A 13,608-nucleotide genomic window follows, 5' to 3' on the forward strand; every position below is an offset into this window, starting at 1 on the left:
CGGGTCCGCGTCCGCCCGGACCCGCATCTCCGACCGGCCGGCCCGAGAGGACATCCATGCGAGCCTATGACGTGCCTCCCTCGTCCACGGTCCGACGGCCGGATGGTGGCTCCCCCTTGTCCGTCCGACACGTCATCATCGAGAACAAGGAGGGATATCCCTCCTTCGCCAACGGTATTCACCAGAATACGCGCTCCCTCGTCACGGAGCAGACCGTGTCGGGCGAGGCGTCCCGCATCCTGTTCCTGTCGCGCGATCCCAACGGGATGACGGTGCCGGCGGGCATCCGGATGGATCATGTCCCGCTGGACGGGCTCAGGATCCTCGGCCGCACGGTCAGCCTGTCGCGCCGCTCCCGCGAGGCTTTCCTCGATGGGGCCGACACGCGGACGATCTTTCACTTCCACGGCGCGCGCCAACCGCTTCTGGTCTCCCTGACGCGGATGCTGCGCCGGCGCGGCATCCCCTACGTCATCAGCCTCCATGCCTGCTTCTCGCATTTCTACGACCGGGCCGGCCGGCTGGTGAAGCCGTCGACGGCCCTCTACGTCCGGCTGCTGGAGCGGCGGGTTCTGGAGGGCGCGCGCTTCGTCCACGTCATCACGGCCCTCGAACAGGCCGAACTCCGCCGCCTGGCGCCCAAGGCCCGGTCGGTCCTCGTGCCCCACGGGGTCTATTCGAGCGCGCTCGGCGGGCGTCCGGGATTCGTCGACAGGTCCGGCCCTGCCGGCGGGTCATCTGGCCCTGCCGGCGGCTCGCCGGTCTTCGGTTTCTGCGGCCGGCTGGCGGTGTTCCACAAGGGGCTCGACCTGCTGATCGAAGGGTTCGCCCTCTACCGGCGGCAGGGCGGCACCGGCCGCCTCGTCGTCATGGGCCCCGGCGACGAGCGAGACGAGCTGATGGCGACGACCCGCCGCCTCGGCATCGAATCCGCCGTGACCTTCGAGGGGCCGCGCTACGGGGCCGAGCGGGACGACATCGTCCGGTCTTGGGACTTCTTCGCCTTTCCCTCGCGCCTCGACCGCTGGCCGACGGCGGCCCTCGAAGCCCAGATCCTCGGCGTGCCGCTCCTCATCACCGCCGAGGCGGGGATGACCGAGGCGATGACGCGGCACGGCGCCGGCCTCCTCATCGAGGATCTGACGGCCGAGGCCGTGGCCCAGTCGCTCGCCCGGGCCGCTTCCCTCGATTCCGCGGAATGGCGGGCGATGTCGCGCGGCGCCCACCGGATGGGATGCTCGGCCGACTGGACCGTGGTCGCGGCGCGCCTGCACGCCCTCTACCGAACCACACCGGCATCGCCGGCTCTCAGCGAAGACATGGAGGCAACCGATGGCAGTCCCGTTCTATAGGCATGCGCTCTCGCCCGATTACGCCGTGCGGGTGGCCTCGGTCCTCGGCAGTGCGTTCCTGACGACCGGCCCCGAGGGCGCGCGCGTGGAGGACCTGCTGCGGGATTTCTTCGCGGTGCCGCATGCCAAGCTCACCTCGAGCTGGACGCAAGGGGCGGTGGCGACCCTCCTCGCCATGGGGATCGGCCCCGGCGACGAGGTCATCGTACCGGCCATGACCTTCGCGGCGACGGCCAACGTGGTGCGCCTCGTCGGCGCGACGCCGGTCTTCGTCGACAGCGACCCGAACACGCTCCTCATCGACCTGGGTCTCGCGGCGGCGGCCGTGACGGAGCGGACGCGGGCGATCATCCCCGTCCATCTCTACGGCCAGATGGTGGACATCCCGGCTCTGCGGGCGGCGATCCCCTCCTCGATCCGGATCATCGAGGACGCGGCCCATTGCTTCGAGGGCAGCCGCAACGGGCGCCGGCCGGGGCAGGACGGCGACGCGGCGATCTTCTCCTTCTACGCCACGAAGAACGTGACCTGCGGCGAGGGCGGCGCCGTCGTCACCCGCGATCCCCTCCTCGCCCGAACCCTGGTGCAGACGGTGCTGCACGGGATGTCCGCCGGCGCGGCCCAGCGCTTCCAGGGCGGGACCTACAACCATTGGGACATCGACCGCCTCGGCACCAAGGCCAACCTGCCGGACCTGCTGGCGGTCCTGCTCGCGCCGCAGATCGAGCAGATCGAGGTCCAGTGCGCCCGGCGCGAGGCCTTGAGCCGACGCTACGAGAGCGCGCTCGCCGGCACCCCGTTCACCTGGCCGGCCATGGAGCGCGGCGTGGTCTCGGCGCGGCACCTGTTCCCGATCCACGTGCCCGACGGGCGCCGCGACGACATGCTCCGGGCGCTGGGCGAGGCCCGCATCGGCACGACGGTGAATTACCGCAGCGTGCCCACGCTGACCCTCTACCGCGACGTGCCGGAAGCCTCGTCCCTGCCCGTGGCGCAGGAATGGGGCGAGGGCACGCTCTCGCTGCCGCTCTTCCCGGATCTGCGCATCGACGAGCAGGACGAGGTGATCGAGACCGTGCTGGCCCAGGCCTCCGCGTTCTGGCCGAAGCCCGCCCTAAGGACCGCGACCGGACGGTGAATAGGTTCCCACCAAAACCCGTTCTCCCGCTCTTCCAACCTCTTACCTCGCCCTGAGGCGCCGCGAAGCGGCCTCGAAGGAGGGCTCCAGTCCTCGCTCAGCGAACTGGAGGGCTCCTTCGAGGCCCTTTGCTTGCGCAAAGCGCGCCCCAGGATAAGGTGAGAGGGCGGGAAGATCCGTCGTCTTGCAACGATACAGACTTCCCCAAGTACCCCCCAAGTAGAACCGACACACGAAAGCCGCCCCGCAGTCGCGGGGCGGCTTTCGCTCGGTCCATGCCCTCGCTGGATTACCCCGCAGCGATGGCGAGTTCCGGCAGCACCGCTCCCTGCGGCTGCGTCAGGTCGATCCGTGGCACCGGGCGCTCCGCCGTGACGCTGCGCCGGCCGATTCCCACATGGCGGAAACCGGCCTCCGTCGCCTCCGCCACCGGGATGATGTTGCGGTAATCGACGAGGACCGATCCTGCCATGCGGGCCCGGAGACGGGCGAGGTCGAGGGTGCGGAACACGCTCCATTCCGTCACGATCGCCACGGCATGGGCGCCGGCCACGCAAGAATAGGGGTCGGTGGCGTAGGCGATGTCGGGCATGAGCGCCCTCGCCTGGTCCATCCCCTGGGGGTCATAGGCCCGCACCTCGGCGCCTTCGTCTTGGAGGGCGGTGATGATCGAGGTGGCCGGCGCCTCGCGGGTGTCGTCGGTATTCGCCTTGAAGGTGAGGCCGAGCACCGCGATGGTCAGCCCCCTGACGGAGCCGCCGCAGGCCTTGATGAGCCGCCGCGCCATCAATCGCTTGCGCTGCTCGTTGGCGGCCGCCACCGTCTCGATGATCCGGGAGGGGACGCCGTAATCCTGCGCCGACTTGATCAGCGCCTGGATGTCCTTGGGAAAGCACGAACCGCCGAAGCCCGGACCCGGCTGGAGGAACTGCGCGCCGATCCGCCGGTCGAGGCCGATCCCGTAGGAGACCCCTTCCACATCGGCATCCGCCCGCTCGCACAGATCGGCCATCTCGTTGACGAAGCCGATCTTCATGGCGAGGAAGGCGTTGGCCGCGTATTTCACCAGCTCGGCGGTGCGCCGGGTGGTGAAGAACAGCGGCACCGCCGCCTCCGCCAGGGGCCGGTAGAGGTTGGTCATGATCGCCCGCGCCCGCTCGTCCTGGGTGCCGATGACGATCCGGTCGGGATGCTGGAAATCCGCGATGGCCGCGCCTTCGCGCAGGAATTCGGGGTTCGAGACGACGGCGAAGGCGCCCTGCGGCTGGACGAGGCGCATGATGTGCTCGACCCGGTCCCCCGTGCCCACCGGGACGGTCGATTTCGTCACCACCACGGTATAACCCCGGATCGCTTGCGCGATGTCGCGGGCACAGGCGAAGACATGGGCGAGGTCGGCATGGCCGTCGCCGCGCCGGGCGGGCGTGCCGACGGCGATGAACACGACTTCCGCGTCGCCCACCGCCTCGGCGAGATCGGTGCCGAAGCTCAGGCGCCCGGCGGCGACGTTGTTGGCGACGAGCGCGTCGAGATGCGGCTCGTAGATCGGCATGCGACCCGCGCGCAGGGCGGCGATCCGCTGCGGATCCTTGTCGACGCAATGTACATGATGCCCGAATTCGGCAAAGCACGCCCCGGATACGAGACCGACATATCCGACGCCGATGACCGCCACCCGCATTCCAGCCTCCATGGATCATTCAGATGAGCAAAGGCGGTCACGGGTTTGGAACAGCAACCGCCGCAAGCGACAACCTTAAAATATCATCCTGTCCTGGAGAACATCTCTTCCGAGTGGTCGGGAACTAGTCCGAAAGCTACAGGATCGGCGATCATGATTGATGGCGAACACGCGATCCGACATTTCGTCATCCCGATTCGGTGGCCCGACAGGGTCCGCGCGGGACGGAATTCAGGACCTCTTCGCGTTGTTGTTCCAAGGCACGACCTTATCCTGAGGTCAGAGATCCGAACTCGGATTAGTGTCATCCGATCTGCGGGAAAGTTCACATCGGTTTTGACAGCCAGCCCGTCATTCCGGAGCGCCAAAGGCGAGCCCGGAATGACGGCGTGGTCTGCTCATGGTCTTGTCGAAACCCCCACTGACCAGAAATCGAAGCCCCGATCCTGAGGCGGTCGGCTCGGATGATCTGCTCTGGCAGATGACCGACTTCGGCATGAGCATCCGCTAAGAAGTCCCATCAAGCAGGGCATCCAGAGGAAGGCGGAGGCCGTGGGCTCACATTTGCCCGGCACCTCTGACCGCCAAGTCGCCACATCCGGCGCAAGGGTACTATACGCGACACCGCGAGCGCGTTCGATCTAACCCTCAAGGTTCCTACCAATACATTCGGCGATCATGCAGTTCTTCTGACGACACGCATTGAATAAGGGCTGTCTGTCATGAAAAAGATACTTGTGACCGGGGCCGGTGGTTTCATCGGACACCATCTCGTGAAAAGCCTCGTCAACAAGGGCTATTGGGTCCGCGGGGCCGACATCAAGCTCCCGCAATACGAAGCCTCGGCCGCGCACGACTTCATGCAGGTCGATCTTCGCATGCGGGACAATTGCGCCATCGCCGTCAAGGACATGGACGAGGTCTACCACCTCGCGGCCGACATGGGCGGCATCGGCTTCATCAGCGGCTCGCATGCCGAGATCACGCTCAACAACACCCTGATCAGCGCGCATATGATCGAGGCGGCGCGCTATAGCGGCCTGGAGAAGTTCCTCTTCTCCTCCTCGGCCTGCGTCTATCCCCAGCATCTCCAGCTCTCGCCCGACGTCACCCCGCTCTCCGAGGACGTCGCCTGGCCGGCCCAGCCCGAGGAAGGCTACGGGCTCGAGAAGATCTACATGGAGAAGATGTGCCAATACATGACCGAGGATTGGAAAATCCCGACCCGGTCCGTACGGTTCCACAACGTCTACGGTCCGCTCGGCACCTATGACGGCGGCCGGGAGAAGGCGCCCGCCGCGATCTCCCGCAAGGTGGTGCTCTGCCCCGATGGTGGTGAGATCGAGGTCTGGGGGGATGGTCTGCAGACCCGCTCCTTCATGTATATCGACGATTGCGTCGAGGGCCTGTACCGGCTGATGCATTCCGATTACTGCGCGCCGATCAATCTCGGCACCGACGAGATGATCAGCATCAACGACCTCGTCGATATCGCGGCGGAGATCGCGGGCAAGACGATCACCAAGCGCCACGACCTGACGAAGCCGCAGGGCGTGCGTGGGCGCAACAGCGACAACGGCCTGATCCGCAAGGTTCTCGATTGGGAGCCCAAGATCATGATCCGCGAGGGGCTCGTGCCGACCTACCGCTGGATCGAGGAAGAGATCGCGCAGGCTCAGCCGGTCCTGCATTCCGTGGCGGCCGAGTAACGCCGCGCCCGCGGCCGGACGAAGACTGACCAGCGGTCACAGCAACGATTGTGAGGCGATCGAGATGTCGAAACGCGTATTGATCGTCCACAACGAGTACCAGTTCCACGGGGGCGAGGATTCCGTCGTCGCCCAGGAGATCGGCGCCCTCGAACGGGCCGGCTGCGACGTCCGCCTCTTCACCTTGAGCAACAAATCCATCGTCACGCCGGTCGACCGCCTGCGCGCGGCGTTCCAGTCGGTGAATTCACCGAAGAACATCGGCCTCGTCCTGAAGGAGATCGATCTCTTCCGGCCGGACGTGGTCCACGTCCACAATTACTTCCCGTTGATCTCGCCGATGGTGCATGTGGCCGTCCGCAAGACGGGAACGCCCACGATCCAGACGCTGCACAATTACCGGATCATGTGCGCCAACGCGATGCTGACGCGGAACGGCTCGCCCTGCGAGGTCTGCGTCGGCGGCTCCGCCTACAACGCGGTGCTGCACCGGTGCTACCGGGATTCCCGGCTCGGATCGCTCGCGGTGGCGCGGTCCATCCAGCATCACAGGCAGACCGGCACCTGGGCGAACCATGTCGACCGGTTCATCGCGCTGACCGAGTTCGAGCGCGGCCGGTTCATCGCGGCGGGCCTGCCCGGACACCGCATCGCCGTGAAGGCGAACGGGCTCGCCGATCCCGGCCCGGTCTCGGCAAACGCGCGGGAGGGATTACTGTTCGTGGGACGCCTCACCACCGAGAAGGGCGTCGAGACCCTCGATGCCGCGGCCAGGATCGCCGGCTGCAGGGTCACGGTCATCGGAACGGGGCCGCTGGCCGCGCAGGTCGCCGCCTCGCCCGATCTCGACGACCGGGGCCAGGTCACCCCCGCGCAGGTTCGCGCCGCGATGAGGGGGGCAAGGGCCCTGATCGTCCCCTCGCTCTGGTACGAGGGATTGCCGATGGTGGTGGTCGAAGCCTTCGCCATGGGCCTGCCGGTGATCGCGTCGCGGATCGGCTCGCTGGCCGAGATCGTCTCGGACGAGGTAACCGGCCTGCACGCCGCCCCGGGCGACGCCGCCGATCTCGCCCGCGCCATGACGCGGGTCCTGTCAGATCGTGCCGCGTCCGAGCGCATGAGCCGGGCGGCACGGCTGAAATACGAAACCTGCTGGAGCGAAACCGTCACCACCGGCCAGCTGCTGCAGATCTATGCCGAGGCGATGGACTCGCACCGGACGATGCCGATCGCGGTCTAGAGCGCTCTCCGCCGAAGTGGATGCCGGTTCGGGGAAAAAGAGCGCGGCAAAACAAAGGTCTGGAGCTACGCCCGACCCAACGTGGTCGGGCGTAGCTCCGGGAGCCTCTTTGAACCGTTTTCCGAGGCTCGACCTCATCCTGAGGTGCCGCGTAGCGGCCTCGAAGGAGGGCTCCAGAACCCACTGAGCAGACTGGAGCGCTCCTTCGAGGCCCTTTGCCGAAGCAAAGGGCACCTCAGGATGAGGTGATCCGGTGGGATGATGGATTTTGCCAAGTGAATCGGCCGAACCATCCAATCGAACGACCCTGAGAGTGCCGACATAAGTCCCGCTCCCTCTAAAGAAGTCGCCCGCGTGATCCAGTCCCGCCTCGACACCGCCCTCCCCCTCGGCCGGTCCGCCGACGACTTCAACGAGCGCTACTCCCGCGCCCTCGTCATCGTGCTCCTGGGCTACGCCATCCTCGGGAAGACCTTCGCCTATCTGGGCATCCCGCCGCTCTTCGTGGGCGAGATGGCCCTGGCCGGGGGGCTCATCGCGCTGCTGCGGTCCGGATGCTGGCTCGCCATCCTGGCGACGCCAGCGAGCCGGATGCTCATCGTCCTGATGGGCTGGGTCCTCTACCGGACCGTGCCGTATCTGGGCCCCTACGGGATGGACGCCCCCCGAGACAGCGTGCTGGCCCTCTACGGCCTGTTCGCCCTGATCGTCGTCGCCCTGCTGCTGGAGGAACCCGGCCGGTTCGGGCGGGCCATGGACGCCTATGGCCGGTTCGCGCGGTTCTATGCCCTGGCCGGCGGCATCGTGTACGGCCTGAGTTCGGCGTTCCTGAAGATCCCCGGCACCGAGATCCAGATCCCCAGCGTCCGGGCCGGCGAGGCCGCCAGCCACCTCGCGGCCATCGCCGTCTTCGTCCTGCTGGGGCTCGGCCGCTTCTCGCGCCTCTGGATCGCCGTGCTGATGGCGAGCATGATCGTCGTCACCTCGAGCCGCGGCGCCATGCTGACCTGCCTCGTGCCGGTGGTGGTCGCGGCCATCGCCGGGCGGCGGCTGCGGCAGTTCATGCCCATCGTCCTGGTGTTTTTCGTCGCCGCGATCATCGCGACGCTGTTCGATCTCAGCGTCCAGCTTCCCGGCAACGAGCGGGCGACCGGACCCAAGCAGATCGTCGAGGGCTTGAAGAGCGTGGTCGGCGTCAGCGAAGCCTCGAATTTCGAGGCGACCAAGGAGTTCCGCCTGCGCTGGTGGGCGACGATTCAGGATTACACGTTGCGCGGGCCGTATTTCTGGACGGGCAAGGGCTTCGGGGTGAACATCGCCCTCGAGGACGGCTACAAGCAATGGGTGACGGCCGACGCGGTGCTGCGCAGCCCCCACAACGTCAACATGACCTATCTGGCGCGCTCGGGCGTCCCTGGCCTCGTGCTGTGGCTCGGCGTGCTGGCGACCTGGTTCACGATGCTGTTCCACAGCCTGCTCTGGGCCCGCCGGCGCGGGGAGGAGCATTGGGCCAAGCTGTTCATCTGGATCGGCTGCTACGGCCTCGGCATGTTCGTGGACGCCTGCTTCGACGTGGCGCTCGAAGGACCGATGCTGGGCATCTGGTTCTGGTGCGTCTTCGGCTTCGGCATCGGCGCCAGCATGATCTTCCGCTCCCCCCTCGGGCGCAGCTTTCGGCACGGCGAGGATCGCGCCGGTCCATGAGGGCCGGTCCATGAGGGCCGGTAACCTGCTCTAACCTTGGACAATCCCTGGTTCGGACCGGATCTAAGTAGTCATACCACGGTACGGCCTTTCACAGGTCTCGACTGTTCCAGGCTTCGGAGGCCGGCATGACGGGGGCCGCTCCAAGACGTCGGTTTCGGCTTCCACGCCTACGTGCAAGAGCGTTTTACCATCCGAGGCTTGCTGAAATCGAGACTTCAGCGAGCGCGGAATCATTGACCTACAGGCAGTCATACGCACTCGACGCGGCAGATTTGAAGTGTTCATTTTTCCTTGTTGCACGCGATGTCTCCATGTTATTCAATCGTCATAGAATTCGACACTGAGGGAGGGAGCAACGACGATCCGCGGATATTTGTAACCTGAAATAATAACATTTGTTTCATCACGATCACCTGCTCAGCACGACGACCCGATTTTCGATCGACTGCTATGAGACTGCGTCTCGCCTTCGCAGCAGGACGACAGTGCGACGTTCATACGGCGGCATTTCATTCATGCCGGCAGAGCGATGGCCATGCCATCTATTTCCAAGTCTTCATTGGAGTTAGCCCGATGCCACTCAGTATCACTGCTTCTTCCGAGCCTCCCCAATCCGATTTCCTTCCCAGCATGATCGTCGGACCGGATAGTCTGACCTCTGCGACCACGACCATACCCGCCATCGTCATTGGCCCGAGAGGGCTCGAACGGGACGGTCTCGTCGGAATATTGAACCAGAACGGATATTCAGTCCTCGATTCGATAGACGATATTGCAGATCTACAGATCGGATACATGCCGGAGCTGATCATCCTGAGCGAGTTCGGCCAGGATGAGATCGAGGGAGCGCTGGTTCCCCTGGTGCAATCCCACTTTCCCACGGCCCGGATCGTCGCCCTGACGGCCGAGACCGATCCGGCGGTGCCGCGGTACCTGCTGCAGCGGGGCATCCAGGCCTGCCTGAACCGGAGCGCGCAGCCGATCGCCTTGATCCGATCGCTGAACGTCGTGATGGGCGGTAACATCGTGATCTCCATCGGTGCCGCCTCGCATCTGACCGGGGGCAGCAACGGCTTCCCGAGGCCGGCTCTCATGCGGTTCGCCAAGGGCGTAGAGACGGCGCCCGCAGCGGCATCGGATCTCTCGCATCGCGAGATCGAAGTCCTCGCCTGCTTGTCGACCGGGCATTCCAACAAGTCGATCGCCCGGGAATTGCGGATCTCCGAGGCGACGGTGAAGATCCACGTCAAGAACGTCTTGAGAAAGATCAATGTCAGCAACCGGACCCAGGCGGCGGTCTGGGTTTCGAAACACGGCACCCCGACGGTCGGCTGCCGCCGGAACGGCCGGGCCGCGTGACCCGGACCGGCGGCGCGCCCGATGACGGTGCGCCGCCGGTCGCCTATGCGCCGGCGACGTGCAGGACGATGTCGCGCCGGTGCGGCCGGTCGCGGTGTTCGATGAGATAGATGCCCTGCCACGTGCCGAGGACGAGACGTCCGTCGATGACGGGGATCGTCAGGCCCGAATCCGTGAGCAGGGTGCGGATATGCGCCGGCATGTCGTCGGGGCCTTCCGCCGAATGGATGTAGCCGCCACCGGGGAGGCGTGGGGCGAGCCCGTCCAGGGCCGTCATCAGGTCGCTCTGCACGTCGGGATCGGCATTCTCCTGGATCGTCAGGGAGGCCGAGGTGTGCCGGCAGAAGAGCGTGAGCAGGCCCTGCGCGATGCCGCTGCGCCCGAGGAAATCGGCTACCGCCGCCGTGACATCGGTGAAGCCCTGGCCCCGCGTCGAGACGGTGAAGCGGGCGCTGGCCTGGCGCCGGATCTCGCCTTCCTGAAAACCTTCGATCCCGCCGATCCTGCCTGCAGCCATCATGATGCCTCCTCGTCGATCGATGCGCCCGGCGCGATTTCCCGCTCGCCGCGCGCCAGAATGGTCTCCAGAATTCCGATCCCGTCCGCCTCGGCGGCCGGCTTGTCCCAGCGGATGCGGTGGACGCGGGGGAAGCGCATGGCGACGCCGGATTTGTGCCGGGTGGAGCGCTGCACCCCCTCGAAGGCGATCTCCAGGACGAGGCCCTCCTCCGGCCCGTAGGCGACTTCGCGCACGGGGCCGAAGCGTTTGGTCGTGTGGTTGCGGACGAAGCGGTCGAGCTTGGCGAGTTCCGCATCGGTGAAGCCGTGATAGGCCTTGCCCACAGGCACCAGTTCCCGCCCACCCTCCGGCCGCTCGCGCCAGACCCCGAAGGTGTAGTCCGAATAGAAGGACGAGCGTTTGCCGTGGCCGCGCTGGGCATACATCATCACGGCGTCGACGAGATGCGGCTCGCGCTTCCACTTCCACCACGGACCCTTGGGGCGGCCGGGCAGATAGGGGCTGTCGCGCAGCTTCAGCATCACCCCCTCGATGGCGTCGGCATCCTCGCCCGCCCCCACGCTCGCGGGATCGGCGCGGGCCTCGGCGAGATCTTCCCAGGTCTCGAACGTCACCAGCGGCGAGAGATCGATGCGGGCGTGATCCAGGGCCGCGACGAAACCCTTGAGCCGCGCGCGGCGGGTCGCGAAGGGCAGCGGGCGCAGATCCTCGCCCTCCGCCGTGAGAAGGTCGTAGGCCCGCACATGGGCCGGGAATTCCTCCAGCAGCTTGGGCGTCACGGCCTTCCGGTTGAGGCGCTGCTGCAGCACGTTGAAGCTCTGAACCCGCTCCTCCCGCAGGATCAGCAACTCACCGTCGATCGTGCCCGTGAAGGTGATCGCCTCGGCGAGATCGGGGAAGGCATGCGTGATGTCCTCGCCGGTGCGCGAATAGACCCGCGCCACCTGCTCCCCGGCCTCGTCGCGCCCCCCCGCGAGTTGGACGCGGATGCCGTCCCATTTCCACTCGCCCGAGAAGGCGGCCGGATCGAGCTTGTCGAAATCCGTCTCCTCGTCGATGGGGTGGGAGAGCATCGGCGGGCGGAACGGCGCGGGGTTGAGGGTGGTGGGACGCTCGCCCCTCCCCTCGACCCAGGCGAACAGGCCGAGATAGGGCGGCTCCAGCCCGTGCCAGACCTCCTCCACCGCATCGGCCTCGTGGCCGCCGAGCGCCCCCACCGCCGTCTTGGCGAGGCGGGCGGAGACGCCCACGCGCAGAGCCCCGGTGATGAGCTTCAGCAGCGCCCAGCGCCCGGTCTCGTCGAGCGCATCGAGCCAGCCGGCGATATGGGCCGGCAGGTCGGATTTCTTCACGGTGGCGAGGGTCTCGACCACTTCCGAGAGGGTCGGGATGTGCGGCGGCGGGTTGTTGTGGCCCGGACCGGCCGCTGCTGCATCCCCTCCCCCCTCTGCGGGGGAGGGTGCCTGCGGAGCAGGCGGGAGAGGGGACGACCTTTCCGGAGATGGCGCTCCCTTCTCCCGACCCTCGCTCACGCGAGGGCCACCCTCCCCCGCAGAGGGGGGAGGGTTTTGAGACGGCCAGATCAGCGCCGTGGTCTCGGCGAGATCACCGACGTAATTATGGGAGAGCGCGAACAGCACCGGGTCGACCCGCGCCTCCACCAATCCGCGGATCATCGCCGGCTTGGCCTCGCGGAAGCTGAGGTTGCCGGTCATGGCGGCCAGCGCCCAGCCCCGCTCCGGGTCGGGCGCATGGGCGAAGTAATCCTGCAGCAGGCGCAGCTTGGCGTTGCGGCGCGGCTCGTAGGCGAGGCGGTCGAGGAGATGGGCGAAGTCGTTCACGCGGCGGCCTCCTCGGCCGGCGCGGCGGTTTCGCCCTCGCCGTCATCGCCATAGCCCAGCATGTGCAGCGGTTTCGCCTTGATCCCTTGCGTCCCGCACCAATGCACCAGGGCGTCCTCCTGCCCGTGGGTGACCCAGACCTCGCCGGCCCCGGTCTCTCGGATGGTGCGGCACAGGTCCGGCCAGTCGGAATGGTCGGAGATGACGAGGGGGAGTTCGGCGCCCTTCTGCCGGGCGCGGGCGCGCACCCGCATCCAGCCGGAAGCGAAGGAGGTGACGGGATCGGGGAATTTGCGCGACCACACGTCCTGGATCGCCGAAGGCGGGCAGAGCACGATGGCGCCGTGGAGTTTTCCGCGCTCCGTCGCGACGACCTTCGGCGTCTCCCCGAGCGGGATGCCCTCGCGCTTGTAGAGTTCGGTCAACTTCTCCATGGCGCCGTGGAGATAGATCGGTTCGTCGTAGCCGGCCTCCCGCAGCAGGGCCATGACCCGCTGCGCCTTGCCGAGCGCGTAGGCGCCGACGATATGGGCGCGCTCGGGGAACAGGGCGACGGAATCGAGGAGCTTACGCACCTCGCCCGCCGTGTCCGGCATCCGGAAGACCGGCAGGCCGAAGGTCGCCTCGGTGATGAAGACATCGCAGGGCACCACCTCGAAGGGCAGGCAGGTCGGGTCGTAGGCGCGCTTGTAATCGCCCGAGACGACCACCCGCACGCCCTGCGCTTGGATGGAGATCTGGGCCGAGCCGAGGACATGGCCGGCAGGCGCGAAACGCACCGTCACGTCGCCGATGCGGATGTCCTCGCCGAGCACCGCCTCCTGGCGCGCCTCGCAGAAATCCTCGCCGTAGCGCACGGCCATGATCCGCAGGGTCTGGCCCGTGGCCAGCACCTTGCCGTGGCCGGACCGGGCATGGTCGGCATGGCCGTGGGTGATGAGGGCGCGCGGCACCGGCCAGGTCGGGTCCACGTGGAACCCGCCCAGCGGACAATACAGCCCCTCGCGGGTCAGGGTCAGGAGGTCGCTCGCACTCAGGCTCATGCGGGGGGCCGAACTGCG

General features: G+C 66.9%; 10 protein-coding genes. 6 read left to right on the forward strand and 4 right to left on the reverse strand.

Translation table 11 applies throughout. The features are described from left to right. The first annotated feature begins 116 nt into the window (after window positions 1-116). Window positions 117-1,352 carry a glycosyltransferase gene (locus ASF32_RS01220; protein WP_244478198.1) on the forward strand — a complete coding sequence of 412 codons (1,236 nt, stop codon included), beginning with the start codon at window positions 117-119 and terminating at the stop codon, window positions 1,350-1,352. Further along, window positions 1,333-2,490, forward strand: coding sequence for a DegT/DnrJ/EryC1/StrS aminotransferase family protein (locus ASF32_RS01225; protein ID WP_056422440.1), 1,158 nt, complete (start codon window positions 1,333-1,335; stop codon window positions 2,488-2,490). Before ASF32_RS01220 ends, ASF32_RS01225 begins: the two co-directional genes overlap by 20 nt. Window positions 2,491-2,779: 289 nt before the next feature. Here ASF32_RS01225 and ASF32_RS01230 read toward each other — a convergent pair whose 3' ends face one another. Beyond that, window positions 2,780-4,171 carry a UDP-glucose/GDP-mannose dehydrogenase family protein gene (locus ASF32_RS01230; RefSeq protein ID WP_056422443.1) on the reverse strand — a complete coding sequence of 464 codons (1,392 nt, stop codon included), beginning with the start codon at window positions 4,169-4,171 and terminating at the stop codon, window positions 2,780-2,782. Between the two features lie 722 nt (window positions 4,172-4,893). Here ASF32_RS01230 and ASF32_RS01235 point away from each other — a divergent pair. The 4 genes from ASF32_RS01235 to ASF32_RS25015 all read left to right on the forward strand — a co-directional run bounded on the left by ASF32_RS01235 (window position 4,894) and on the right by ASF32_RS25015 (window position 10,186). Further along, complete coding sequence (locus ASF32_RS01235) at window positions 4,894-5,880, forward strand: NAD-dependent epimerase/dehydratase family protein (RefSeq protein WP_056422446.1); 987 nt, start codon at window positions 4,894-4,896, stop codon at window positions 5,878-5,880. Window positions 5,881-5,944: 64 nt separating this feature from the next. Beyond that, window positions 5,945-7,120: a glycosyltransferase gene (locus tag ASF32_RS01240; RefSeq protein ID WP_056422449.1), complete on the forward strand. Its 1,176-nt coding sequence runs from the start codon at window positions 5,945-5,947 to the stop codon at window positions 7,118-7,120. Between the two features lie 354 nt (window positions 7,121-7,474). After that, window positions 7,475-8,824, forward strand: a complete 1,350-nt coding sequence (locus ASF32_RS01245) for an O-antigen ligase family protein (protein ID WP_056422452.1) — start codon at window positions 7,475-7,477, stop codon at window positions 8,822-8,824. Window positions 8,825-9,622: 798 nt separating this feature from the next. Beyond that, window positions 9,623-10,186 (forward strand): response regulator transcription factor, encoded by a 564-nt coding sequence (locus ASF32_RS25015; protein WP_156467629.1) that lies wholly within the window; start codon window positions 9,623-9,625, stop codon window positions 10,184-10,186. A gap of 43 nt (window positions 10,187-10,229) precedes the next feature. On the opposite strand, the gene ASF32_RS01255 is transcribed toward ASF32_RS25015, so the two are convergent. The 3 genes from ASF32_RS01255 to ASF32_RS01265 are packed head-to-tail and all read right to left on the reverse strand — an operon-like array spanning window position 10,230 to window position 13,590. After that, on the reverse strand, window positions 10,230-10,706 hold the full coding sequence (locus ASF32_RS01255; protein ID WP_056422459.1) for a secondary thiamine-phosphate synthase enzyme YjbQ: 477 nt from the start codon (window positions 10,704-10,706) through the stop codon (window positions 10,230-10,232). Next, a complete protein-coding gene (locus ASF32_RS01260; RefSeq protein WP_056422462.1) occupies window positions 10,703-12,547 on the reverse strand; it encodes a cisplatin damage response ATP-dependent DNA ligase in 1,845 nt (614 codons plus the stop codon). The genes ASF32_RS01255 and ASF32_RS01260 overlap by 4 nt, the downstream gene beginning before the upstream one ends. Further along, window positions 12,544-13,590 (reverse strand): ligase-associated DNA damage response exonuclease, encoded by a 1,047-nt coding sequence (locus ASF32_RS01265; RefSeq protein ID WP_056422470.1) that lies wholly within the window; start codon window positions 13,588-13,590, stop codon window positions 12,544-12,546. Before ASF32_RS01265 ends, ASF32_RS01260 begins: the two co-directional genes overlap by 4 nt. Between the last annotated feature and the right edge of the window lie 18 nt (window positions 13,591-13,608).

Origin of the sequence: Methylobacterium sp. Leaf91 (genome assembly GCF_001422815.1) — a bacterium.
Lineage (GTDB): Bacteria > Pseudomonadota > Alphaproteobacteria > Rhizobiales > Beijerinckiaceae > Methylobacterium.

Coding starts and splice junctions, on each gene's coding strand:
- ASF32_RS01225 (WP_056422440.1), top strand. CDS start 1,333: ATGGCAGTCCCGTTCTATAGGCATGCGCTCTCGCCCGATTACGCCGTG.
- ASF32_RS01230 (WP_056422443.1), bottom strand. CDS start 4,171: ATGCGGGTGGCGGTCATCGGCGTCGGATATGTCGGTCTCGTATCCGGG.
- ASF32_RS01235 (WP_056422446.1), top strand. CDS start 4,894: ATGAAAAAGATACTTGTGACCGGGGCCGGTGGTTTCATCGGACACCAT.
- ASF32_RS01240 (WP_056422449.1), top strand. CDS start 5,945: ATGTCGAAACGCGTATTGATCGTCCACAACGAGTACCAGTTCCACGGG.
- ASF32_RS25015 (WP_156467629.1), top strand. CDS start 9,623: ATGCCGGAGCTGATCATCCTGAGCGAGTTCGGCCAGGATGAGATCGAG.
- ASF32_RS01255 (WP_056422459.1), bottom strand. CDS start 10,706: ATGATGGCTGCAGGCAGGATCGGCGGGATCGAAGGTTTTCAGGAAGGC.
- ASF32_RS01265 (WP_056422470.1), bottom strand. CDS start 13,590: ATGAGCCTGAGTGCGAGCGACCTCCTGACCCTGACCCGCGAGGGGCTG.